Source organism: Roseburia sp. AM51-8, from assembly GCF_003478275.1.
Classification (GTDB): Bacteria; Bacillota; Clostridia; order Lachnospirales; family Lachnospiraceae; genus Pararoseburia; species Pararoseburia lenta.
On record NZ_QUEY01000001.1, the window covers coordinates 633,054 to 657,318 of the forward strand.

Genomic DNA, 24,265 nt, shown 5'->3' on the forward strand with positions numbered 1-24,265 from the left:
TTTACCTGCTTTCCCGGATGCGTTCTAACATCTGAATCAATTCCACATTTTCTTTGACATCATGCACACGCACGAACATACAGCCTGTCTGTACGGCTACGGCACTTGTCGCCAGAGTTCCCACCAGACGCTTGTCGGTCGGCACATCTAAGACATAACCGATCACAGACTTTCTGGATGTCCCCAGTAAAACCGGATAGCCCAGTGCCTTGAGGCGGTCCAGATTTGCGATAGTCATAAGGTTCTGTTCCTGGGTCTTGGCAAAGCCTACCCCCGGATCCAAAATAATCCGCTCTTTCTTGATGCCGGCATCCAGTGCCCTTTTTGCATCTTCTTTCATCTGCCCGATAAAAAGATCGGCGTCCATCTCCTCCGTGATCTTATCCCGATTGTGCATGAGGCAATAAGCGACACCGCTGTCTGCTACGATCTTTCCCATGGCAGGATCATACTGTAAACCCCAGATATCATTTAAGAGATCGGCTCCTGCCTGAATTCCCTCTTTTGCCACGGCTGCCTTATAGGTATCTAAGGATACCGGGACGGAAAATTCCTGCTTGATCTTTTCGATCACCGGAAGGATGCGGTCGATCTCCTCCTGGTCTGTGATCTTTTCATGTCCCGGTCTTGTAGACTCTCCACCAACATCAATGATAGCCGCACCATCTTTTATCATCTGCTCAGTATGTTTTAGGCAGCGTCCAAATGATTATATCTGCCGCCATCCGAAAAGGAATCCGGTGTCACATTTAAGATTCCCATGACATAAGTGTGTCCCTCTTCCAAAAATTCCTGATTTCCTATGATCATAGCAAGCCTCTCTTTCTTATATCATAATCTTCCTTTATCTCAAAATAGGGTCTGTCGATCCTTTCTTCTGCTTTCCATTTGCAGGTATCGCTTGCTAGGCAGGCAAAGCATTCCCTCGAAAAATGATCGGCAAAGGAAAGCAAGTCTTCCAAGGTCTTTTGGCTGCCACGCTTGGCATAACGAATCTTGACATCCTGCCTTTTGCTATGGCATTTCACCGCTGCACATATCCTGTCTGTCTTAGCAGGATCATAGCCAATAGACAACAAAATCTCCTCTGCAAGGATCGCTGACGATTCTGCATGGGAGATTCCATTCTGATACTGCAAGGCACGCCCCAGATCATGAAAGAGGGCTGCAAGCATGATCTCCTCTGCATCGATCGAAAGCCCATTTTCTTTTGCCAACAAAATAGCGATCTGTCCTACCCGAAGAAAATGTTCCATATCATGTCTGCAATAAGTCCTATCTGCTTCGTAGTCCGCGATCGTCTCGCAGCATGCCTTATATTGGGGATGTTCTAAAACCTGTGTCACTGTGTCCATATGCCGTATCCAAACTTTATTTTACTAATTGAAAAAAACGATCCTGTAGTGCCGTATCCTCTGCAAAGATGCCCCTTGTCACATAACTGACTGTCTTGCTGCCCGGCTTTTTGACGCCGCGCATGGTCATACAGGTATGCTCTGCCTCAAGCATGACCATAACGCCCATGGGATGCAGTTGTTCATTGATAGCATCCGCGATCTGTGCCGTCAACTGCTCCTGCAACTGGGGTCTTTTTGCAAAGACCTCAACCGTCCTGGCGATCTTGCTGAGTCCCACGACCTCGCCCTTTGGGATATAGGCTACATGTGCCTTGCCAAAGAATGGCATCAGATGATGCTCGCAGGTGCTGTAAAATACAATATCCTTTTCCAAGACCATCTCATTTCCAGCCACATGAAAACGCTTGGAAAGCGGCTCTGCGGCATCCTGATACATACCGGCAAAGATCTCCTCATACATGCGTGCTACACGATCCGGTGTCTCTAAAAGTCCCTCGCGCTCCACGTCTTCGCCCACGCCCTCCAAGATCAGGCGCACGCCCTCTTTTATTTTTTCGTGATCAAACATCTCTTACTCCTTTACAGATGCTTTTACAATCTTCTTAAAGTCTCCCAGATAAGAAAGGGAACCAAAGGCTAAGATCATATCATCCCCCGCCTGCAGTGCCTGATAAAGTGCATCCTCTAAAGAAGGACAGGCAAGCGCCGCATAGGAAAGATTCTCTATGGTCTTTTGCAATTTTTCGGCCGGCAAGGCTCTGGCATTGTCCGGTGTGACCGTATAGATATGCCCTGCTCTTGGCAGAAGCAGTGCCAGCATTTCCTCGTATTCCTTATCCGCAAGTACCCCCATTATATAGGTTATGGATTTATTTGTAAAATCACTTTCCAGCGTTTCCCATAATCTTTTGGCTGCGGGCAGGTTGTGTGCCCCATCCATATAGATCAGCGGTTCCTTACAAAGGCACTCCATCCTTCCCTGCCAGACGGTCTTTTGCATGCCCTCTTTTACCGCCGCATCCGAAATAAAAACGCCCAGTTTGCGCAAGGTCCGAATGGTCTCTAAGACCAGGACACTGTTTTGCAGTTGATAGGAGCCCTCCAGGGGTACCTCTATATCCGAAAATTCCTTATAGTCATAACAGAGCGGCTTTCTTTGCTTTATCTTTACCTTGCTCTCATCACAAAAAGTAAGTCCGGTCTTTCCAGCCTTAGCCACATCCTCTAAGACTTTGGCAGCCTTTGGCTCCTGCCAGGTGGAAACAGCCTGTCCCCCTGCTTTCATAATGCCAGCCTTGATGCGGGCAATGCTTTCCAGATCCGGTCCTAAGAACTGCATATGGTCTCTGCCGATTGCGGCAAAAACGCTGCATAGGCTATGGTTCAATACATTGCTTGCATCGGTCGCCCCGCCCATGCCAACTTCCATGATGACATAGTCACAGCCTGCTTCGTAAAAATAAAGATATGCCAGTGCCGTCTCCACTTCAAAAATGGTCGCGCATACACCATGCTGTCTTTCAACTTCCTGCCAGGCATCCTCCATGCGGTGCATATAGGTATTAAAAGTCGCTGCGTCTATGTACGCGCCATCGATGGAAAAACGTTCCTCGTAGCAAAAGACTGCCGGGGACGTATAAAGCCCGACCCGGTAGCCCTGCAGGCATAAAATACTCTGCAGCATAGCACAGGTAGAACCCTTTCCATTGGTTCCTGCCACGTGGATGACCTGTAATTGCTCCTGCGGATCGCCCAGAGCCTGCATAAGCAGGCACATGGCATCCAGCCCTAAGACACTGCCTTTTTTTGCAATTTTATCCATAAAAGCACGGGTCTTATCATCAAACGTCATTATTTCTTGACACCTTTCGTATCGCGATTGCCAATGTGCAGGCGGTTTAAGACCACATCCTTGCCCTTGACTTTGACCGTCTTGCTATCACCTGTATGCAAGAGATAGACAGCCTGCAAGAGATCCTTATCGGCTAAGCGCATGCCCCTGACACCAATCGCGCCCTTCTTTTTCTCCGGTATGGCCGCCGTATCAATGCGCAGGAACATTTCCTTCTCGCTTTGCATGACAATGCTATCCTGGTCTTCTAAGACTCCGACTAAAAGCAGACCATCATCCGGGGCTAACTTGGTGGCAGCCGTCGTTCTCTTTGCCACATCAAACTCGCCGCCATCGACTACCTTTAACATGGATGTCTTGGTCGCAAATACCAGTTTTTTATCTTTTAATGCAGCAACGGACGCGATCAAAAGGCTTTCTTCCTTGCTCGCATCAAAGTTACTTACATTATCCAGCGGCTGTCCCTTATCGCGGAACTTACCAAACGGCAGGTCTAAGACCTTGATCAGATGCATCTGTCCCTTATCGGTAAAAAGTGCCAGTTTATCCGTATTTTTACAGAAGATGATCTGGCGGCTCTCTGCCTCAGCCGCCTCTTTGTTGCGTTCAAAGGTAGGCATATCCACAACACGGCCGTAGGCAAAACGATCGATCATGACAGCAACATCCACTTCCTCGATCGGCTTTTCTTCTACCACAACTTCTGCCACATTATCAATGACCGTGCGGCGCTCCTTGGCATATTCCTTCTTAAACTCTTTTAATTCCTTCATGATGACCTTTGCCATGGAAGCACGGTTTTCCAAGATATCAGAATATTCCTGAATATTTTTCATGGTCTTTTCATAGTCGTTCATGAGTGCCTGGATCTCCAGACCGATCAGTTTATACAAACGCATTTCCAAGATGGCAGTTGCCTGTCGTTCTGTAAAATGCAGTTTTTCGGCGTCTCTTTTTGACACTTCCGACTTAAAGCGGATGCCTTCGGTAATCCCCTCAACCAGACATGCTTTTGCCATTTTCATATCCTTACTGCCGCGCAGGATCTCAATGATCAGATCAATGACATCGCATGCCTTGATCAAACCTTCCTGAATCTCCTTTTTCTGGCGTTCCTTGGCAAGCAGGGTCGTATATTTTCTGGTAGCCAATTCATACTGGAAGTTGACATGATGGCGGATGATCGGGACAATGCCCATTGTCTCCGGTCTGCCGTCTGCAACGGCAAGCATATTCACGCCAAAGGTATCTTCCAATCTTGTCTTTTTGTAGAGCAGATTGCAGAGATTTTCAGCATCGGCTCCCTTTTTCAGATCAATGACGATACGAATGCCTTCTTTGGAGGACTGGTTGGAAATATCAACGATATCTGTCGTCTTTTTCGACTCGACCAGACCATATACGTCATTTAAGAACTTTCCGATATTGGCACCGATCATGGTATATGGGATCTCCGTGATGATCAGACGTTCCTTGCCGCCCTTGACCTTTTCGATCTCCACCTTGCCACGCACCTTGATCTTACCGACACCGGTCGCATAAATGGCATGCAGATCATCCTTGTTGACCACGATACCGCCGGTCGGAAAATCCGGTCCCTTGATGTATTCCATCATCTGCTGGGTATTGATATCCGGGTCTTTCATATAGGCAATGACACCGTCGATCACTTCCCCAAAATTATGTGGCGGAATACTGGTCGCCATACCAACGGCGATACCTTCCGCACCGTTGATGAGAAGGTTTGGCACCTTGACCGGAAGGACTTCCGGCTCTTTTTCCGTCTCGTCAAAGTTTGGAATAAAATCAACGACATCCTTATCCAGATCCGCCAGATAACACTCCTGGGTCACCTTGTGCAGACGTGCCTCGGTATAACGCATTGCCGCTGCACCGTCACCCTCGATCGAGCCAAAGTTACCATGCCCTTCCACCAAAGGAAGTCCCTTTTTAAAGTCCTGTGACATAACGACCAGGGCGTCATAAATGGAAGAATCACCATGTGGATGATACTTACCCATGGTATCTCCGACGATTCTGGCTGACTTACGGAAAGGCTTATCGTAACGGATCCCCAGTTCGTGCATATCATAAAGCGTACGTCTCTGCACCGGCTTTAATCCATCGCGGACATCCGGTAAGGCTCTTGCAATAATAACGCTCATGGCATAATCGATATAGGATTTCTCCATGATCTCCGAATATTCCATGCGAATCAATTTTTCCTCTACTGCCATCTGTTCTTTCTCTCCTACTTACTATTTCAAACGTCTATACGTCAAGCTGCGCATCTCTCGCGTGTTCGTAGATAAAGGCACGGCGCGGTGGCACATCATTCCCATCAACATTTCGGTCACATCGGATGCCATACGTCCATCCTCGATCTCTACCTTCTTCAAGATCCTGCGTTCCGGATCCAAAGTCGTCTCCCACAACTGTTCCGCATCCATCTCACCCAGTCCCTTATATCTTTGCAGGGTAAAATTACCCGTATGGGTCTTTCTGTATTTTTCCAAGGCGGCATCATCATAGAGATATTCTTCCTTTCCCTTGGATGGGATTGCCTTATAAAGAGGCGGCATAGCAATATAGACATGTCCCTCATAAATGAGTTCCGGCATAAAGCGATAGAACAAGGTCAAAAGCAAGGTAGAAATGTGGGCACCGTCCACATCGGCATCCGCCATGATGATGATCTTGTCGTAACGCAGTTTGGTAATGTCAAAATCGTTGCCGTAGCCCTCGGAAAAACCACAACCGAAAGCATTGATCATGGTCTTAATCTCGGCATTGGCAAGTACCTTATCGATGCTTGCCTTTTCCACGTTCAGGATCTTTCCACGGATCGGCATGATCGCCTGATACATACGGTTTCTCGCCATCTTGGCAGAACCGCCCGCAGAATCTCCCTCCACGATAAAGATCTCGCACTTGGAAGCATCCCTGCTCTCGCAGTTGGCAAGTTTTCCGTTGCTGTCAAAAGAAAACTTCTGCTTGGTCAGAAGATTGGTCTTGGCACGTTCTTCTGTCTTACGGATCTTGGCTGCTTTTTCCGCACAGGAGATCACGGTCTTTAAAGTGTCAAGATTTCGGTCAAAATACAACTGGATCTCGTCCCCGGTCACTTTAGCGGTTGCCTTGGAAGCGTCCTGGTTATCCAGTTTGGTCTTGGTCTGTCCCTCAAAACGCGGTGCCGGGTGCTTGATGGATACAACTGCCGTCATACCGTTTCTGACATCAGCCCCGTTAAAATTGGCATCTTTATCCTTTAAAATGCCAAGTTCCCTTGCGTAATTATTGATGACTGTCGTAAAGACCGTCTTAAATCCGGTAATATGGGTACCCCCCTCTGCATTGTAGATATTGTTACAAAATCCCAGAATATTTTCATGGAATTCGTTGCAATACTGAAAAGCGATCTCCACGCTGATTCCATCAGACTCTCCGCTAAAATAAACGACATCATGGAGTTTTTCTGCATTTTTATTGATGTCCTTGACAAAGCCGATAATGCCGTCCGGTTCGTGATACTCGATATGCTCGACTTCTTCTTTTCTTCTGTCCTCATAAATGATGGTCAGTTTGGGATTCAAATAGGCAGTCTCATGCATACGGCTCTTGATCTCGTCCTCTTTGAAATTGGTCTTTTCAAAAATTTGGGGATCCGGCAGGAAATTGATCTTTGTCCCGGTCTTCTTAGTCTTGCCGATGGTCGGCAGCAGACCATTTTCCAGTGCGATCACCGGATGTCCCTGCTCATATCTGTCGTGATGGATAAAGCCATCGCGGAAGATCTCCACATCCATATAGGTAGACAGGGCATTGACCACGGAAGAACCTACACCGTGTAAGCCACCACTGGTCTTATAGACACTGTCATCAAATTTTCCACCTGCATGTAATGTGGTAAATACCACGCGCGCGGCAGAGGCACCGGTCGCATGTAAACCAACCGGAATACCTCGTCCATTATCTTCTACGGTACAAGAACCATCGGCTTCCAGTGTCACCCGGATCGTATCACAGGCTCCTGCCAAATGCTCATCTACCGAGTTGTCCACGATCTCATACACCAGATGGTTCAGCCCCTTGCGGGATACACTTCCGATATACATACCCGGTCTTTTGCGCACTGCCTCAAGTCCCTCTAATACGGCAATACTGCTCTCGTCGTAAACGTTCTTTTTCGCCATTTCCTAACCTCACTAAAAAATTGCCTAAAGAAATGCGCCGAAGCAATGCTTGGCGCATCCTTTTGCTCTTATTATAACTTTGAATAGCCGAAGCCATTGACCATGGCCTCGATCGGTATGCCTTTCTTGCAATACGGACATTCATGCGGTGCATAGGTCTGATAGCCCGGCAGATCATCCGTGGTAAAGAGTGGAAATACCTCGGTATTGCCAACCTTGGTCATGGTACCAAAGATGGAAGATACACCCACGATATTACCTCCGTAATACTCAATACATTCCAGACTCCTGCGCACGGTCTCGCCCGTCGTCATGGTTGCCAGCAAAAGCAATACATTTTTCCCCTCGATCGCCGGACGTACATTTTCACGGAAAAGCAACTGGTTGATGCTGTTGACTTCCGGAGACACGATATAAACAGTCTCATGTTTGTTGTTATTTGCGAAATGTCCTTTTTCTAATTCCTCTGCCAGATAAGCGCCCAGTACCTCCGTACCATCCATGCAGACAATGGTATCCACTGTCGTCACATGATGCAGCATCTTGTTCTTGATGCTTCTTGCTGCTTCCCTCGCCTCATTGGCACGTACCTTTAATCGCGTCACATCGATATAGAAGTTGATGTGTGATGAACTCGTTGCAAAATGCCCCGGTGTCGCGTTTAACGTAATGGTATTGTCATCCTTTGCATAAAACTTGACCATACGATCCCGAATACTCTTTACTGCCTCTCCCATAATGCATACCTCCTACATTTTACCGGTAGATCCAAATCCACCTTGTCCCCGTTCTGTCTCGTCTAAGTCTGCAACCTCTTCAAATTCTACGGAAAGAAATGGCATGATGACCAGTTGTGCGATCTTTTGTCCCGGCGCTACGACGCGCTCCTCCTCGCTGTCGTTATGTAGTGCCACCTTGACCTCACCACGATAGTCTGCATCGACCACGCCGGTACAGTTGGCAGGACGAAGTCCCTCCTTGGCAGAAAGTCCGCTTCTGGCAAAAACACCGCCAAAATATCCTTCCGGCACTGCCAGTGCGACACCTGTGCCGATCATTTTGGTTTCGTGCGGTGCAAGCCTTGTCTCCTCTGCAATATCTGCAAACAGATCATAGCCCGCTGCCCAAGCACTTCCTCTCTCCGGCATTTTTGCGGAAGATGTCAGTTTTTTCCATGCTATTTTCATTCCATCTACTCCTAAAAAAGAATTGCTATTTACAATGTAACACGATTTCGTTTGTTTTTCTAGTGGCAACTACATCGATCACACGCTGATTGCTGCTGCCGCGCCAGTAAAGACTGGTATCTTTCTTTTCTACGACAAATTCTCCGTCCACCAAAACATCCACGTATTCCATGACAGGAAGCGTCTGGATAGTCTCGTAGGTAAAGCCGGTATAAAGCCATATGGTTTTTTCCGGAAAACGATCCTTTACCTCTTTGGCAAGCAGGGTCACATCTTCCCGGTTGCCATAAAAAAGAGGATCTCCACCGCTAAAAGTGATACCGGAAATATAATCATGATCCAGTGCCTCAAATAACTCTGCCTTTGCCTCTGCATCAAACTCCAGACCGCCATTGGGATCCCATGTGACCGGGTTCTGGCAATCCTTGCAGCAATGATCGCAGCCGGCAACCCATAAGACCACACGCAGACCGTCGCCGTTTAGCATATCGTCTTTTGTTATATTATGATAACGCATTTATTCCACCTATACTACATACTCTTTCTTTCTGCTATTTCTGCCATCTTGGCATCATTCAATCTGGTATCTCCCTTGACTCTGGAGTAAGAAAGATATCCATTCATACGCTCGATCTTGGTCAGATTCTTGCTGCCGCAGACCGGACACACATCCATATCCAATTCCTCATGACCACAATCATCACAATAGGAAAGGGAAAGGTTGACGCCCTCGTAAAATCCCATTTCCATAGCACGGCGTACCAAGGTCTTGACTGCCTCTTTGTTGTAGCCGATCGGGTATTTTACATACTGGATCTTGCCACCATTGGAAAGTTCCCAGAAACGATATTCCAGATCCTGCTTCTGGATCGGTGTGATATCTTCTGTGACATGACAATGAAAACTGTTGCTGACATATTCACGGTCAGATACATTTTCAACGATACCGTATTTCTTGCGGAACTGCTTTACCTGTAAACCGCAGAGGTTTTCTGCCGGTGTACCGTAGATCGCATAAAGATTGCCGTCTTCTTTTTTAAACTCATTGATCTTGTCATTGATGTGCTCCAAGACCTCTACCGCAAACTGTCCGTCCTCTACCAGGGACTTGCCATTGTAGAGTTCCTGCAATTCGTTGAATGCAGTAATGCCGAAAGAAGCTGTAGCTGTCTTTAAGATTGGTTTGATCTTGTCATTGTATTTCAGATGTCCGCCATAAAATCCGCCTTCACAATATGCCAGTGGATTGGTGGATGCACGCATCTCACCAAGATAAGCATAGGTACGGATATGGAGTTTACGGATAAGTTCCAGATAGTAATCCAACACTTCGTAAAAGTCGCGGCTCTCCTGTCTTGCCTTTGCCAAGATCATTGGCAGATGCAGGCTGACGGCTCCGATATTAAATCTGCCGACAAAGACCGGACGATCCTGATCGTCTGCCGGATACATACCGCCTCTTTCATACCAAGGAGAAAGGAAGGCACGACAGCCCATCGGACTGATGATCTCTCCGTATTGCTTATACATGCTGGCGATATAGCCCTTACCGGTCAGGCTCAGCCAATCCGGATACATGGTCTTTCTGGAACATTCGATGCCTGCTTCAAAGACATCTTCCAATTCCTTGCCCGGTCCGTGTAAATTCTCATCATATAAAAATACGATCTTCGGGAAAAGTACCGGTTTCTTATGTCCCTTTTTGCCCTGTCCGTTCATGCGGACACGGAGCATGCAGATGGTCGCCATCTTGGCAAAACGAGTCGTTCCGGTTCCGGCGGTCACCGTGATAAACGGATAATCTCCACGGCTGCTGGCAACGGTATTGAACTTGTACTCCCAGCCCTGGAAGCCCTGTTCAAAGTCACGTTCTACATCTGCCATAGCGGTTGCTTCTGCCTTTTCTTGGGAAAGTCCAAGACCTGTATATTTTTCCACATACTTGGCAAAAGAGATCTCTGCGTATTTATCCAGGATCAGATCTGCGCTTGGCACCGTAAAGCCGCCATACTGCTGGCTGGCAGCACTCAGCACGATATCTCCGATCACGTCAAAGGCAACATCCAGGGATTTCGGCTCATTGTACCAGATATTTCCCATCTCAAATCCGCCCTCCAAGACTGCTTTGACATCAAAAAGGCAGCAGTTCATGGTATCACGTCTGGCTGACATATCATGGATATAGATATAGCCGTCACGAATGGCTTGGATCTCCTCTGTCGTCAGGAAGAATTTCTTGTATAATTCACGGTTGAACTCGTTAAAGATCAGGCTTCGCTTGGTAGATACCAAAGCAGAGTCCGTATTGGCATTTTCCTTGTCACCGATATACATAATGGACTGGCTCTTGGTATAGACATCGTCTAACATCTGCACAAAGTCCTGCTTATAATTACGGTAATCCCTATAACTCTTGGCTACCACCGGATTGACTCTTTCCAGTGCGCCCTCTACAATGTTATGCATCTGTGCGATCTCGATGCGGTCGATACCGAGAGCAAATACTTTTTCTTCTACAAACTGGCAAATAAACTTTTCTTCTTCTTCTGTAAAATTGATCAATACCCTGCATGCAGATTTGTTGACTGCATCCACGACTTTTTGTACGTTAAAATCCTCTAATGTTCCGTCTTTTTTTACTACTTTTATCAACGCTTACGCTCCCTTTCTTATCTATATGTCGATATAGCACATCCTGCAACATACTATATCTTGTGCTCCGTTTCTACATTCTAGCATCATAGGAAATGGCAGTCAATAGATTTTTAAGCAATCTCTGATTTTTTGTCACGTTCCATGAGACTGCGCACGGCAAGGCGGGGATCTACGTCATGAAACAAGACCTCATTGACCTGTTCTATGATGGGCAGACTGACCTGGTATTTTTTTCCCAGCGCCAGTGCCGCCTTGGCTGAATAAACACCTTCTACGACCATATGCACCTGATCCATGGCATCCTTTGGACGCAAGCCCTGACCGATCAGCATACCTGCCTTACGGTTTCTGCTGTGACGGCTGGAACAGGTCACGATCAGATCCCCTGTGCCTGCAAGACCACTGAGGGTCTGCGGAAGTCCTCCCATGGCAAGTGCCAAGGAAGATATTTCCTTGATGCCGCGTGTGATCAGTGCCGCCTTGGTATTGTCCCCATAGCCCAGACCATCCGACATACCGGCAGCCAGTGCGATGACATTCTTTAAAGAGGCACCGATCTCAATCCCGGTCACATCCGTGCTGGTATAGACACGGAAATTTTCATTCATAAAGGCATTCTGTAAAAATTCTGCCACGGCTATATCGCGTGAACCGGCAACCACAACGGTCGGCAGACCTTTTACGACTTCTTCTGCATGAGACGGACCGCTTAGAACGCCCACCTTAGCATCCTTCCCCAAGACATCTTCTAAAATACCGCATTGGGTCAAAAGGCTATCTTCCTCGATTCCCTTGGAAACACTGCAAAGGATCTGGTTCTTTTCCACATAAGGCTTGATCTTTTCTGCGGTCTCTCTGGTTGCCGTAGAAGGAACCGCTAAGACCAGAAGATCCTTGCCCAAAAGACAGGAAGAAAGATCCCAGGTCAGGCTCATTTCCTTTGGAAGCATGACTCCCGGCAGTTTGTCACACTCCCCGCTTGCCTGCATCTTTTCGATCTGTTCCCTTCTATGTCCCCACAGACTCACCTGACATCCGTTATTCTGTAATAAAATTGCCAGCGCACATCCCCAACTTCCTGCGCCGATGACACCAACTTTCATTTTTTGCTCCTTTACTTCCATGCAAAAGAACCCTGCCAAAAGCAGGATTCCTTGACTGATTTGCTAGTCTCGTTTTGATTTAAAAGAAAACTTGTTTTCATTACCTGCCAAAAGTCGCTTGATATTGCCCCGATGCAATACAATGGCAAGGATACAGGCAAAAGATACTAAGATCTGGGCTTCTAAAAGATCCGACGTGGCAAATGCCAGCCAGCCCTTTGCCCCAAAGATCCAGATCTGTACCATGAGTCCCAGCGCCGCCAGGATAGATCCCAGAGACACATAGCGTGTGATCGCCACTGCCAGAACAAAGATCAGAACACAAAGTGGCAGACACTGCGGAAAGAGGGCTATGATCATACCAAAACTACAGGCAATGCCCTTGCCCCCCTTAAACTTCATAAAGAAAGGGAAATCATGCCCCAGTATGGCACCCAGTGCCCCGTATAATTCCAACAAGACAATATGCTCCGGGTATGATGTGCGAAAAAGAAGCCAGACGACTACCACTGCCGCCACACATTTTAAGCAGTCACACACCAGTGTCAGCGCACCTACCTTGATGCCTAAAATACGCATGGTGTTGGTCGTACCAATATTGCCGCTTCCCTGTTTGCGGATATCCACATCTTTTTTCTTGCCAAAAAGATAGCCCGATAAGATCAATCCAAAGGCATAACCGATCGCAAGTGCGACGAGCCTCATCAATTCCATAATTAGTCGTCCTTTCTCTCCCTGATGATAAACTTAAGGGAAGTCCCCTCAAATCCAAAGGCATCACGGATACGGTTCTCCAAATATCTGGTGTAGGAGAAATGCATCAATTCCTTGTCATTGACAAAGATAACAAATGTCGGCGGCTTGACTGCCACCTGGGTCACATAGTAGATCTTGAGACGCTTGCCCTTATCGGATGGCGGTTGCTGCATAGCAACAGCCTCGGTCACGATCTCATTTAAGACACCTGTCGCAACACGCATAGAATTATTCTCGATCACGGCATCGATGGTCTCATAGATCTTTGGCAGACGCTGTCCCGTCAAAACGGAAATAAACATGATCTGCGCATATGGCATAAAGGATAAGGTCTGTCTGATCTTTTCTTTATGCTTGTAAATGGTCTTGTCATCCTTTTCGATGGCATCCCACTTGTTGACTGCAATGATAATGCCCTTGCCGCGCTCATGTGCGATCCCGGCGATCTTGGCATCCTGCTCTGTCACGCCCTCGGTCGCATCGATCATCACGATCACGACATCTGCCTTTTCTACGGCAGCAACGGCACGAATGATACTAAATCGTTCCAATTCTTCCTTGATCTTGCTCTTGCGGCGCAATCCTGCCGTGTCGATAAAGATATATTCCTTGCCATGGAACTTGACCTTGGTATCGACCGCATCTCTGGTAGTTCCAGCCACATTGGAAACGATCACACGGTTCTCTCCCACCAGACGGTTGACAAGGGATGATTTTCCTACGTTTGGTTTGCCAACGATCGCGATCTTAGGAATATCCTGATCCTCATCTGCGCCAGCATCTTCCGGGAAATGTGCGATCACCTGGTCTAGCATATCCCCCAGTCCTAACATAGAGGAAGATGAGATTGGAATCGGATCCCCGATACCCAGATTATAAAATTCATAGACATCCGCCATGTATTTTTCAAAACTGTCAACCTTGTTGACTACCAAAACGACCGGTTTTTTGGAACGGCGCAGCATATCCGCTACTTTTGCATCCGCATCCACCAGTCCCTGTCTGACATCTGTCATAAAGATGATGACATCTGCCGTATCAATGGCGATCTGCGCCTGCTCACGCATCTGGCTGATGATAATATCTTTTGATTCCGGCTCAATACCACCGGTATCGATCATGGTAAATTCATGCTTCAACCATGTAACATCTGCATAGATACGGTCTCGGGTCACTCCCGGCGTATCTTTTACAATCGAAATCCTCTCTCCTGCCAAGGCATTGAACAAAGTAGACTTTCCTACATTTGGTCGTCCTACAATGGCAACTACAGGCTTACTCATATTTTCCTCCATCTATTTATAATGTCATTAACTGTTTCACGAGATCTTGTCCGCTTGATTTTACAATATCCACCTTTACTTGTAAAGCGTCACTTAACTGGGCGACCGTCACATCATCCAAGAAATCCTGTTCCTCGGCACGCACCATATTCTGCGGTAAAAGCAGGTGGCTTCCCAGCGGCTGTTCCTTGAGTTGTGCCATCAGATCCTGTCCTGTGATCAGACCAGAAACCGTGATCTTTTCGCCAAAGAAATCGTTGCGGATCTCATAGACATACACGGTGACCTTGGGGAATTTCTCCATGAATTCCTGACACAGCATGCGGATAAAAGGGGCTGCCAGCCTTCCGGTCGCAATCGCACATTCTTTTTTCCGCATAAAAGGATGCTTTTTCTCTTTGGCTAAGGCTTCCCGGAATTCGTCCATCAAAAGCCGGATCATGCCGACACCGTTTTCCAACTGGGTATAGCCGTCATAGCGTTCTTCCGTCGGCAGGTCATAACCGGCGATCAGATACCATTCATCCGATGCCTGCACAAAATGTGTGCCGTACTTTTCAAAACTGATGTCCTGCCATTTGTGGATGGTAGCAAGCACTTCGCGCGCTTCTTCTCTTTCAAAAGGTTCCAGCGGGTACAGCCCCTCTCGAAACTTGGTCAATCCTACCGGCACTACAGACATGCTCTGCATCTGCGGGTAAAAAGATAAAAGATCTCCGATGGAACGATCCAGTTCTGCCCCATCATTTTCTCCCTTGCACAAAACGATCTGGGCATTCATCTCAATATCGGCATCCGCTAACATCTTGATCTTGTCTAAGATGTCACCGGCAAAACGATTGTGGAGCATTTTGCAGCGCAGTTCGGGATTGGTCGCCTGCACAGAGATATTGATGGGTGCCAGATGATAGTGGATGATACGTTTGAGATCTTCCTCCTTCATGTTGGTCAGGGTCACATAGTTGCCCTGTAAAAAAGAAAGCCTGGTATCGTCATCCTTAAAATATAAGGTTTCCCGCATGCCCGGCGGCATCTGGTCAATGAAACAGAACATGCATTTATTGTGGCAGGACCGATAATCGTCCATCAGTCCATTTTCAAAGGTGATACCAAGATCTTCGCCCTCTGATTTTGTGATATGCACAAGATGTCTTGTCTGATCCGGCTTTTCGATCAGCATCTCAAATGCTGGTTCATCCTCGTAGTAATAATAATCAAAGATATCGATCAGTTCGACACCATTGATCTCTTTTATGATATCCATCGGTTCCACTCCTGCAAGTGCCGCGGGACTCCCGGGTCTTACAAAAGCAATCTGATGTGATGTGCTCATAAATCTATCCTCATCTTTCTTGTCACTCGGTAAGCATCAAAAATGCTCCCAGATTTCCTCGTTTCCCCTTGCTGGCTCTGTGCGAAAATAATATACTGCTGTTGCAGCAGGTACAAAGCCCTGCAAGGTCTATATGCTCTTTCAACACACCTGCCTCTGTCAATACGATCTCATTGGCTTTCCACAGATCCAACTGGTATTTGCCGAGCGCGCCTGCCTGTAAGATCTCCTTTTCATGGGTCGGAAATGCAAATATAAATGCCTCTGCCACATCCCGGCTCACCTCATAGCAGTCCTGACAGATGGATGGACCGATGGCACAGAGCAGGTCTTTCGGCTGACTTCCAAAGGATCTTTCCATGGCTTCTACCGTCGCCTGTCCCATACGTCCTACCGTCCCTCTCCAGCCGGAATGGGACAGACCGATCGCCTTATGCACCGGATCCACAAAATAAAGCGGGACACAATCTGCATAGAAAGTGGCAAGCAAAACACCCGGCTGGTCTGTGACCATGCCGTCCACATCTTTATAATCGCGTGGGCGCGTGATCCCCTTGCCAAGATCTTCCTTTCCCACAGGTCTCACATTGGTCGTGTGGGTCTGGTCGCTCGTCACGATTTGATCTATGGACGTCCCCAGTGCCTGAGCCACCCTTCGGTAGTTTTCCAAAACTGCCGTCTCGTCATCCCCTCTGGTAAAACTTAGGTTCAGGCTTTCATAGATATCCTTGCTGACACCGCCCTCTCTGGTCGTAAACATATGCCGGATATAAGGCAGTGCCTCATAACTTGAAAAGGAAAGATAAGGCAGAACATATCCTTCCTCTGATCTGTAGTTTCTTGTTTCTATCATAAGCCGATATAAGGAAAGGCATTGGTAAGAAGTGTGATCTCGTCCTTTAAAATGGCAACGACATCAAAGCGGATCTGTAGATCTGCCCACTGTCTGTGCGTCAAAAGGAAATGATCCGCCACCCGACAGATGACCATCTGCTTTCGCCAGCCGACCGCCTCCAAAGGATCTCCGGCGGCAGCATCCTTGCGGTACTTTACCTCCACAAAACAAAGGTAGACCCCGTCCCTCGCCACGATATCGATCTCACCCTTGCGGTTGCGATAATTCATAACAAGGATCTCATAGCCCTGACGCCTTAAATAGTCTGCCGCTTCTTTTTCATACCTGCTCCCCACACTTCTTTTATTTGCTTTCGTTCCTATTTCCTCCCGTCCAGTTTTGCTTTCACCTTTTCCATGCCGTCCACAAAGACCAGTATCTCCGCAACGACCTCATATAATTCCGGTGGAATGGCTTCTCCAATGTCAAATTTGGATAAGGTATCTGCCAGTTTTCCATCCTGATAAAAAGGCACATCATTTTCCTTGGCGGAGGTAATGATCTTTTCCGCCACATGTCCCTTGCCCGTTGCCACGATCTTTGGTGCAATATCATTTGGATCATAGGATAGGGCGACTGCTGTCTTTTCTTTTGAAAAATCCTGGGGTTTCCACTCTTTATTTTCCATACTTATGCCCTCACATCAAAGGAATACCGATGCACCTCGCCGCTGCTTTTCTGGTCTGCCTTTAAAAAATCTTCCACAAAATCGATCTTTTTGGCATCCTGTTCCAATTTCATGCTACAGGTGTAACCCTTTTTTTCTAAGCGATCCGTCAAAAGATGCATATTCTCCTCCAAAAGCGTCAGACTGTCTGCATCCTCTAAGTACCAGTTGGCAGATACATTTTTTTGGAGCATCTTGACAGAAATATCCACACCGCCCAGATTGTCCATATCAAAATGTAAAAAAGCCGTCAGTTCATCGTCTGCCCCCTTGTCGCGCCCCCCGTTGCGATAAACAAAAAGTTCGCTGTTGACATTCTGTCCGCGCAGGCGTATCGGCACCTGCACATAGGAATACATCTGGCTTAACTGGTTCATGAATTCTATATTTTGTGACAGGGAATTGGCTGTCCCCTGTATGGTCTCTTTGGCACTTGGAAATTTGTCTGCCAGTTGTTCCAGATCATGGATCTGCTGCGACATTTTCTCATACAGGTGGCTGATACTGTGTTCTTTTGGCAAATCCTGCGGCGCAACCGTCCACTCTTTTGTCACCAGATCAGAAAATAACTTCTGATAGCCCCTGGAACGTAAAAGATCTTGCACACTCTCCTTGGAAAGCCCGCCGGCATTTTGTCCTAAAAAAACAGAGACTTCCTGCAAAAAAGCATCCACCTTGGTCTGTGGTAGAAGCTGCCCCTCTGCCGTAAAAAAATTGGCGTGTTCCTTGATAAAAGACGGCATCTGTCCCAAGACATTTTGCAGGTCTGCAAATGTCCCCTGATCCAGACTATTGCCAAGTGTTCCGGCTTCATAGGCATCCATATCCTCCAGTGTCTGCGAGAAGATCCCCGCCCTCTGGGATAAGTATTCCAGATCCACAGACTCCTGCCCTTCTGCTGGTAGCATTTCCTCTGCATAGACCGCTTCGCCTGTGGCAAACGCCTCCTGCATGGAAAGATCTCCGAAAAATGCCACCAGCCGGTTGTTCTGCCCGACCATCGTCTGGGTATCTACCGCATCATCTAAAAAAGACTCTCCCAATACCGCCACCAGATCCTGCACCTGACTTAGGACTTGACGCCTGTCCGCCTTATAATTTTCAAACTGCTCGACACTGTTGGCATCGATGGGAAGTTGTAATTTCTGCATCTGCACAATGGTCTCCGGCTGACTGCCCGGGACACTGCCGATCTGTCTTGCCATATTTTGCAGGCTTTTGGAATCGATCGACATGCCTTCTTTCATCATGGCATTTACCATGTTTAAGTTACGCTCGCTCACTGCCAGACTTGCGGCATCCAGTGCCTGCATCAGTGTCGGATTGCCCTGACCTGCTCCCATGGAGATCGGCTTGATCCGGATCTGTTCTCCGTCATTGGATTTCACCTGAAAAAAAACAGACTGCCCCTTAGAAAGAGACAAGCCCGCGTCCAATCTGGCTGTAATATTCTGTCCACTGCTCAGCCCTAATATTACCTGAGTACCGCGTATGCTATTTACGGTTCCCTCAAAAATATTGCCTGTCTTTAATTGTTTTACCGTCTCGACTAATTGCTCTATCCCCTTTGTCTTGGTGGAGACCTCACTGCCGGAAGATAAATTGTTTTGATACTGTGTCAGCAAATCAGAAACCTGCACTTCTCTTCCCCCTTAGAAAAGTTACTCACATTCCACAAAATGACCGATAAAGGACTTTCTGTGGATAGGACTTGGTCCGTACTTCTGTAACGCTTCGATATGTTCTTTCGTGCCATAGCCCTTGTTCTGTGCAAAGCCATATTCCGGCATGATGGCATCGTATTCTTTCATCAGTCGGTCTCTGGTCACTTTTGCAATGATACTTGCCGCCCCGATGGAAATGCTCTTGGCATCCCCCTTGATGATCGGCACCTGTTTGACGGATACCTCCGGTATGGTCACGGCATCATTTAACAAAAGATCCGGCGCAACCGCAAGTTCTGCGATTGCCTGACGCATGGCAATATAAGTCGCCTGTAAAATATTGACCTCATCGATCTTTTCCGGCGAAGCAAAACCAAGACCTACTGCAACTGCTTTTTCCATGATCTCATCATAGAGCGCCTCACGTCTTGCCTCCGATAATTTCTTGGAATCATTGATATAAAGGATCTCACAATCCCTTGGTAAAATGACTGCCGCCGCACACACCGGCCCGGCAAGCGGTCCTCTGCCCACCTCATCAATGCCACAGATCATAGGGTATGCATCTTCATAGCGGTGCTCATAAGTCCGCAAGACCTCCAAACGCTGCCTTTCCTGTTCCAACCGGTCCAGTCTTTTTTTCGCCTGCCCGATGATCTTGGCAACACCCGGTCTGCCGTCTCTTATGTATTCTTCAATAAAATCCGGCAATTCCAGATCGTCTTTTTCCTTGTATTCCTGCTGGATATCTTTGATCTTTTTTTCCATATCCACGACTTCTCCTAAATGCTACTGGTGTTTGATGACCATGATCTTGTTGAATGGATAGATACGCACCCATGCCTTACCGATGATGTCCTGACGCTTGATCGCTCCTACCGAGGCAAAACGGCTGTCGGTACTGTTGTTGCGATTGTCACCCATAACAAAGTATTCATCATCGCCCAGTGTGATGGGTTCCGATGCCAGTCCCGGATTCTGGATGGTCTCCAGTCCGTAATTTTCTTTCAAAAGAGTGCCGTTGATATAGATCTCTCCGGCATCATTGATGTAGACCGTCTCGCCCGGAAGACCGATGATACGCTTGATATAATAGGTGTTTTCTTCATATTGATAAGGGAAGATGATGATATCAAAACGCTCAGGATCATGTAAGCGGTAAGAGATCTTATCCACGATCAGATTGTCCCCATCGGAAAGTGTCGGTTCCATGGAAGAACCACTCACGCGGGATCGCTGTCCCACAAAGGTTATGATCAAAAAACAGATGCCAAAAACAATAACGATATATAAAAGCAAACTTAAGATCTCATGTGCCGGTGATGTCTGCTCTGCCTGATCCGGTTTTTTTGTACTTTTTTGTTCTTGTGTCATTTTATACTTCCGTCTCTTCCTTTTTTATTTTCTCCGGAAATTCCAGAGAAATCTTGCCGATCGTTCCGCTGCGGAAATCATCGATCACCAGAAGGGCTGCCTTGCTGTAATCCAACTGGTTTCCCTTAGAGCGGCAATTCCGATTTTCAGCGATCTGCTCTAAGAAAGTAAGAACTTCTTTTGTCTCATCGATCTGATAACGCCCTGCCAGAGCCCCCGGATACTTGTCCTTTAAGATCTTGCAGAGTTCTAAGGCGAGTTCTTCTGTCTGCAAAAGTTCATCTTTGATCGAGCCGATGCATGCTAAATGCAGTCCGACCGTCTGATCTTCAAACTTTGGCCATAAGATGCCCGGTGTATCGAGCAACTCGACATTTTTATTGAGGCGTATCCACTGCTTGCCCTTGGTAACGCCCGGCTTATTGCCGGTCTTGGCGCAGGCTTTTCCAGCATAAGAATTGATAAAGGTCGACTTTCCTACATTTGGAATACCTACGACCATAGCACGCACCGGTCGGTTCTTGATCCCTCTCGCCCGGTCTCGTTCGATCTTTTTGGCACAGGCATCCATGACGACCTGTGTCACTTCCTTCATGCCCTTGCGATTGCGGGAATCCAGGGTTACGACAAAATATCCCTTATCCTGAAAATATGTTTTCCAGCCTGCTGTCACCTTAGGGTCTGCCAGATCTGCCTTATTCAGCAAGATCAGTCTTGCCTTCTGCTTGCCCAGTTCGTCTATATCCGGATTGCGGCTGCTCAGGGGAATCCTTGCATCCACCAGTTCGATCACCAGATCGATCAGTTTTATGTCCTCCTGCATCTGTCTTTTTGCCTTGGTCATATGACCCGGGTACCATTGAAATTCCATATCTACTCCTAGTTTACCGGTCCGAATCCCTTGAGGGATAAACAGAACCATACCTTTCCTATCATTTCCTTGCGCGTCACATTGCCAATGGATTCGTAGCGGCTATCCTCACTGTTGTTGACATTGTCACCCAGTACAAAGTACTCATCATCCCTAAGGTGATCTCCGTCTCAGCCCGTCCGGCATCCTTAATAGACAATCCGGTCTGTTTGAGGTTTGTGGCTGTTCCGTTGACATAAAGTCTACCACTTTTGATCTGCACCGTATCCCCCGGCACCGCACGATACGCTTGACATTATCGTTGGCACTGGTATTGCCCTTTGGTGTAAAAGCCACGACATCCCCTTTTTTCGGTGACCGGATGTGGTATGCCACACGATCGACCAGCACACTGCCATTTTCCACAACTGCCGGTGCCATGGATTCTCCCGAGCAGGAGATTCTTTTGCCATAGCCTAAGGTAACAAGAAAGGCTAAGGCGATAACAGCTAAGATCTCTGCGATCCAAATACTGACATAGCGGACTTTTTCACCCTGTATCTTGCGACGTCGGCGGCGGAAATTCAGCCCACTTCTACCAGTGCCTATTTTTTTCCCTACCTGCCTCGCCATGCGTATAATCTGTCTTTTATTCATAATTCATCCTATTATCATATCTCATTTATCGGATATATAACAATCCTATATTACTATACACGATATGAAAAAAAAGAACAACCACATTTGTGGTTGCTCTCTTCTGGTCTTACTACTGAACTAATTCTTTAACCTTAGCCTTCTTGCCGATACGATCTCTTAAGTAGTTAAGTTTAGCACGTCTTACCTTACCACGACGTACTACTTCGATCTTCTCTACGTTAGGGCTATGCACTGGCCATGTCTTTTCTACTCCAACACCGTTAGAGAACTTTCTAACAGTAAATGTCTCACGATTGCTTCCACCCTGTCTCTTTAAAACAGTACCTTCGAATACCTGGATTCTTTCACGGTTACCCTCTTTGATCTTAGCGTGTACCCTAACAGTATCACCTACGTGGAACTCGTCTACTTCAGACTTTAACTGTTCTGCTTCAATGTTCTTGATGATTTCATTTGCGTTCATTTTGTGACCTCCTAATTAAATTATCTTGACGTTCTTAATACATGCGTACCAGAGGACCATCTCTTTTCACAACTCGTTGATAATATCATAAACCCGTGCAAAAGGCAAGTATTTATTCTATTTCCTTACATTTTTCTAAAAATTCCCGATCTTGTTTTGAAAGATCCGCTGCTGCCAGAAGATCCGGTCGCCTCTCTTTTGTACGAAGCAGGGATTGTTCATGCCGCCAGGCATCCACCTTGGCATGATCTCCGGATAAAAGAATGGCAGGCACCTTCTTGCCATTCCATTCTTCCGGTCTGGAATACTGTGGATACTCTAAGAGATTATTTTCAAAACTCTCCGTCTCTTTGGAGTCTCCATTGGAAAGCACGCCCGGAACCATACGGGAAATAGCATCGACCATGACCATGGCAGGAAGTTCACCACCGGTAAGGACAAAATCCCCAATGGACATATAATCGGTAACAACCTCCTCTAATACCCGTTCATCGACGCCTTCATAATGGCCGCAAAGCAGGATCAGATTTTCCTCCTTAGCCAGTTCCTTTGCATCGTTCTGTACAAAAGTCTTTCCCTGGGGGGTCAGATAAATGGTGCGTACACTGCCTTCCACACGATCGACAACAGACTTCCACGCATCGTAGATCGGCTGCGCCTGCATGACCATGCCCGCACCGCCGCCATAAGGATAATCATCCACCTTTTTGTGCTTATCCAGGGTATAATCACGGATATTGACCGCCTCTATAGACAAGAGTCCTTTTTGGATCGCCCTGCCGATAATACTGGTATTTAAGCCCTGCATGACCATTTCCGGGAATAGGGTTAAAACAAAAAACTTCACGTTTACTCCTCTTCTAACAGTCCGTCCAAGAGATGAACGGTCATTTTTCCTTCTTCATCGTCTACGTTTAAGATACAGTCGCGGATAGCAGGAAGCAGGACTTCCCTGCCGGACGGCATCTCTACCACATAGACATCATTGGCGCCTGTGCTGATCACATCAATCAGGGTTCCGAGTGCCTGTCCCTCTTCTGTGACGACTGTAAGTCCGATCAGATCTGCAATAAAATACTCATCCTCATCACATGCAACACGATTTTCTTTTGTCACATACAACTTGGCGCCCTTGTACTTTTCTACATCATTGATGCTGTCATAGCCCTTGAACTTTAAGATCACCAGATTTTTCTGTGGTCTCGCCGAAGTCACCTCCAGCGTGATCTGCTCTCGACCGGTATCTAAGATCAGATCTTTCATATTTTTAAAGCGCATCACATCATCCGTCAAAGGAAATACCTTGACCTCGCCCCGGACGCCATGCGTCTGAGTGATCGCGCCCACCTGATACAAATCCATACTTCTCTCCCAAAATTATTCTTTTATATAAGAAGAAATCCCCAACCGCCATACATTCGCATGGCAATTAGGGATCTTAGTCTTATACAATATCTACAACGACTTTTTTATCCGACTTTGAGGCTGCTGCCTTCACTACGGAACGGATTGCTTTTGCAATACGTCCCTGCTTGCCGATTACCTTGCCCATATCTGATGAAGCCACATGTAACTCAACAACAATGGTCTTGTCATTTTCTGTTTCTGTAACAACAACTTCCTCCGGGTAATCTACCAGTGACTTTGCAATTACTTCAACTAATTCTTTCATCACCTAATACCTCGTTCTTTCAATGCCTGTTTTTATGGATTATTTCTCAATACCAGCCTGCTTGAAAATTCTTGCTACAGTCTCTGTTGGCTGTGCTCCGTTAGCGAGCCACTTCTTTGCCAACTCTTCGTTTACATGATATACGGAAGGATCCTGATTTGGATCGTATGTTCCGATCTCCTCGATGCACTTACCATCTCTAGGTGATCTGGAATCTGCTACTACGATTCTGTAGAAAGGATTCTTCTTCTGTCCCATTCTTCTTAATCTAATCTTTACTGCCATTTTGTTTTCCTCCTA

At 47.0% G+C, this 24,265-nt stretch carries 26 protein-coding genes and 2 pseudogenes; all 28 read right to left on the reverse strand.

The features are described 5' to 3' along the window. Position 1 precedes the first annotated feature (1 nt). The 28 genes and pseudogenes from folP to rpsP all read right to left on the reverse strand — a co-directional run bounded on the left by folP (position 2) and on the right by rpsP (position 24,250). Positions 2-810: pseudogene (folP, locus tag DW996_RS03180) on the reverse strand (dihydropteroate synthase). After that, positions 807-1,355, reverse strand: a complete 549-nt coding sequence (locus DW996_RS03185; RefSeq protein WP_118534829.1) for an HD domain-containing protein — start codon at positions 1,353-1,355, stop codon at positions 807-809. Before DW996_RS03185 ends, folP begins: the two are co-directional and overlap by 4 nt. Before the next feature lie 16 nt (positions 1,356-1,371). After that, positions 1,372-1,926: a GTP cyclohydrolase I FolE gene (gene folE / locus DW996_RS03190; RefSeq protein ID WP_118281285.1), complete on the reverse strand. Its 555-nt coding sequence runs from the start codon at positions 1,924-1,926 to the stop codon at positions 1,372-1,374. Between the two features lie 3 nt (positions 1,927-1,929). Further along, positions 1,930-3,210, reverse strand: coding sequence for a bifunctional folylpolyglutamate synthase/dihydrofolate synthase (locus DW996_RS03195; RefSeq protein WP_118534830.1), 1,281 nt, complete (start codon positions 3,208-3,210; stop codon positions 1,930-1,932). After that, entirely contained in the window at positions 3,210-5,447 is a 2,238-nt protein-coding gene (locus tag DW996_RS03200) for a DNA gyrase/topoisomerase IV subunit A (protein ID WP_118534831.1), read from the reverse strand. The genes DW996_RS03195 and DW996_RS03200 overlap by 1 nt, the downstream gene beginning before the upstream one ends. Before the next feature lie 34 nt (positions 5,448-5,481). Beyond that, positions 5,482-7,403 (reverse strand): annotated as a pseudogene (locus DW996_RS03205) (DNA gyrase/topoisomerase IV subunit B). Between the two features lie 71 nt (positions 7,404-7,474). After that, entirely contained in the window at positions 7,475-8,140 is a 666-nt protein-coding gene (locus DW996_RS03210; protein ID WP_243069530.1) for an orotate phosphoribosyltransferase, read from the reverse strand. 12 nt (positions 8,141-8,152) lie between these two features. After that, positions 8,153-8,590, reverse strand: a complete 438-nt coding sequence (gene dut / locus DW996_RS03215) for a dUTP diphosphatase (protein WP_118534832.1) — start codon at positions 8,588-8,590, stop codon at positions 8,153-8,155. 25 nt (positions 8,591-8,615) lie between these two features. Beyond that, the gene (gene nrdG, locus DW996_RS03220) at positions 8,616-9,107 is read right to left on the reverse strand and encodes an anaerobic ribonucleoside-triphosphate reductase activating protein (protein WP_118534833.1); all 492 of its coding nucleotides are present in this window, start codon (positions 9,105-9,107) and stop codon (positions 8,616-8,618) included. A 14-nt stretch (positions 9,108-9,121) separates the two neighbouring features. Then, positions 9,122-11,242: an anaerobic ribonucleoside-triphosphate reductase gene (nrdD, locus tag DW996_RS03225; protein ID WP_118281291.1), complete on the reverse strand. Its 2,121-nt coding sequence runs from the start codon at positions 11,240-11,242 to the stop codon at positions 9,122-9,124. A gap of 113 nt (positions 11,243-11,355) precedes the next feature. Further along, the gene (locus tag DW996_RS03230) at positions 11,356-12,369 is read right to left on the reverse strand and encodes an NAD(P)H-dependent glycerol-3-phosphate dehydrogenase (protein WP_243098646.1); all 1,014 of its coding nucleotides are present in this window, start codon (positions 12,367-12,369) and stop codon (positions 11,356-11,358) included. Between the two features lie 42 nt (positions 12,370-12,411). Further along, on the reverse strand, positions 12,412-13,062 hold the full coding sequence (gene plsY, locus DW996_RS03235) for a glycerol-3-phosphate 1-O-acyltransferase PlsY (RefSeq protein ID WP_118534834.1): 651 nt from the start codon (positions 13,060-13,062) through the stop codon (positions 12,412-12,414). 2 nt (positions 13,063-13,064) lie between these two features. Beyond that, complete coding sequence (gene der, locus DW996_RS03240) at positions 13,065-14,387, reverse strand: ribosome biogenesis GTPase Der (protein ID WP_118281294.1); 1,323 nt, start codon at positions 14,385-14,387, stop codon at positions 13,065-13,067. Between the two features lie 16 nt (positions 14,388-14,403). Continuing rightward, a complete protein-coding gene (locus DW996_RS03245; RefSeq protein WP_118534835.1) occupies positions 14,404-15,720 on the reverse strand; it encodes a DUF512 domain-containing protein in 1,317 nt (438 codons plus the stop codon). Positions 15,721-15,742: 22 nt separating this feature from the next. Further along, entirely contained in the window at positions 15,743-16,573 is an 831-nt protein-coding gene (pgeF, locus tag DW996_RS03250; RefSeq protein WP_118534836.1) for a peptidoglycan editing factor PgeF, read from the reverse strand. Then, positions 16,570-16,911 (reverse strand): YraN family protein, encoded by a 342-nt coding sequence (locus DW996_RS03255; RefSeq protein ID WP_118534837.1) that lies wholly within the window; start codon positions 16,909-16,911, stop codon positions 16,570-16,572. The genes pgeF and DW996_RS03255 overlap by 4 nt, the downstream gene beginning before the upstream one ends. Positions 16,912-16,934: 23 nt before the next feature. Then, entirely contained in the window at positions 16,935-17,243 is a 309-nt protein-coding gene (locus DW996_RS03260; RefSeq protein ID WP_118281298.1) for an EscU/YscU/HrcU family type III secretion system export apparatus switch protein, read from the reverse strand. A 2-nt stretch (positions 17,244-17,245) separates the two neighbouring features. Beyond that, positions 17,246-18,922, reverse strand: a complete 1,677-nt coding sequence (locus tag DW996_RS03265) for a flagellar hook-length control protein FliK (protein ID WP_118534838.1) — start codon at positions 18,920-18,922, stop codon at positions 17,246-17,248. A gap of 21 nt (positions 18,923-18,943) precedes the next feature. Continuing rightward, positions 18,944-19,714: a ribonuclease HII gene (locus DW996_RS03270; RefSeq protein ID WP_118281300.1), complete on the reverse strand. Its 771-nt coding sequence runs from the start codon at positions 19,712-19,714 to the stop codon at positions 18,944-18,946. Positions 19,715-19,735: 21 nt separating this feature from the next. Then, positions 19,736-20,320: a signal peptidase I gene (lepB, locus tag DW996_RS03275; RefSeq protein WP_118281301.1), complete on the reverse strand. Its 585-nt coding sequence runs from the start codon at positions 20,318-20,320 to the stop codon at positions 19,736-19,738. 1 nt (position 20,321) lies between these two features. Next, positions 20,322-21,191: a ribosome biogenesis GTPase YlqF gene (gene ylqF, locus DW996_RS03280; protein ID WP_118281302.1), complete on the reverse strand. Its 870-nt coding sequence runs from the start codon at positions 21,189-21,191 to the stop codon at positions 20,322-20,324. 8 nt (positions 21,192-21,199) lie between these two features. Next, a complete protein-coding gene (locus tag DW996_RS15000; RefSeq protein ID WP_442969912.1) occupies positions 21,200-21,325 on the reverse strand; it encodes a S26 family signal peptidase in 126 nt (41 codons plus the stop codon). Between the two features lie 19 nt (positions 21,326-21,344). Next, on the reverse strand, positions 21,345-21,827 hold the full coding sequence (locus DW996_RS03285) for a S26 family signal peptidase (protein ID WP_118534839.1): 483 nt from the start codon (positions 21,825-21,827) through the stop codon (positions 21,345-21,347). A gap of 112 nt (positions 21,828-21,939) precedes the next feature. Then, a complete protein-coding gene (gene rplS / locus DW996_RS03290; protein ID WP_118281304.1) occupies positions 21,940-22,293 on the reverse strand; it encodes a 50S ribosomal protein L19 in 354 nt (117 codons plus the stop codon). 112 nt (positions 22,294-22,405) lie between these two features. Continuing rightward, positions 22,406-23,140 carry a tRNA (guanosine(37)-N1)-methyltransferase TrmD gene (gene trmD / locus DW996_RS03295; RefSeq protein ID WP_118534840.1) on the reverse strand — a complete coding sequence of 245 codons (735 nt, stop codon included), beginning with the start codon at positions 23,138-23,140 and terminating at the stop codon, positions 22,406-22,408. A gap of 2 nt (positions 23,141-23,142) precedes the next feature. Further along, positions 23,143-23,655 carry a ribosome maturation factor RimM gene (rimM, locus tag DW996_RS03300; RefSeq protein WP_118534841.1) on the reverse strand — a complete coding sequence of 171 codons (513 nt, stop codon included), beginning with the start codon at positions 23,653-23,655 and terminating at the stop codon, positions 23,143-23,145. A gap of 82 nt (positions 23,656-23,737) precedes the next feature. Continuing rightward, a complete protein-coding gene (locus DW996_RS03305; protein ID WP_118281307.1) occupies positions 23,738-23,965 on the reverse strand; it encodes a KH domain-containing protein in 228 nt (75 codons plus the stop codon). A gap of 39 nt (positions 23,966-24,004) precedes the next feature. After that, positions 24,005-24,250 (reverse strand): 30S ribosomal protein S16, encoded by a 246-nt coding sequence (gene rpsP, locus DW996_RS03310; RefSeq protein WP_118281308.1) that lies wholly within the window; start codon positions 24,248-24,250, stop codon positions 24,005-24,007. Between the last annotated feature and the right edge of the window lie 15 nt (positions 24,251-24,265).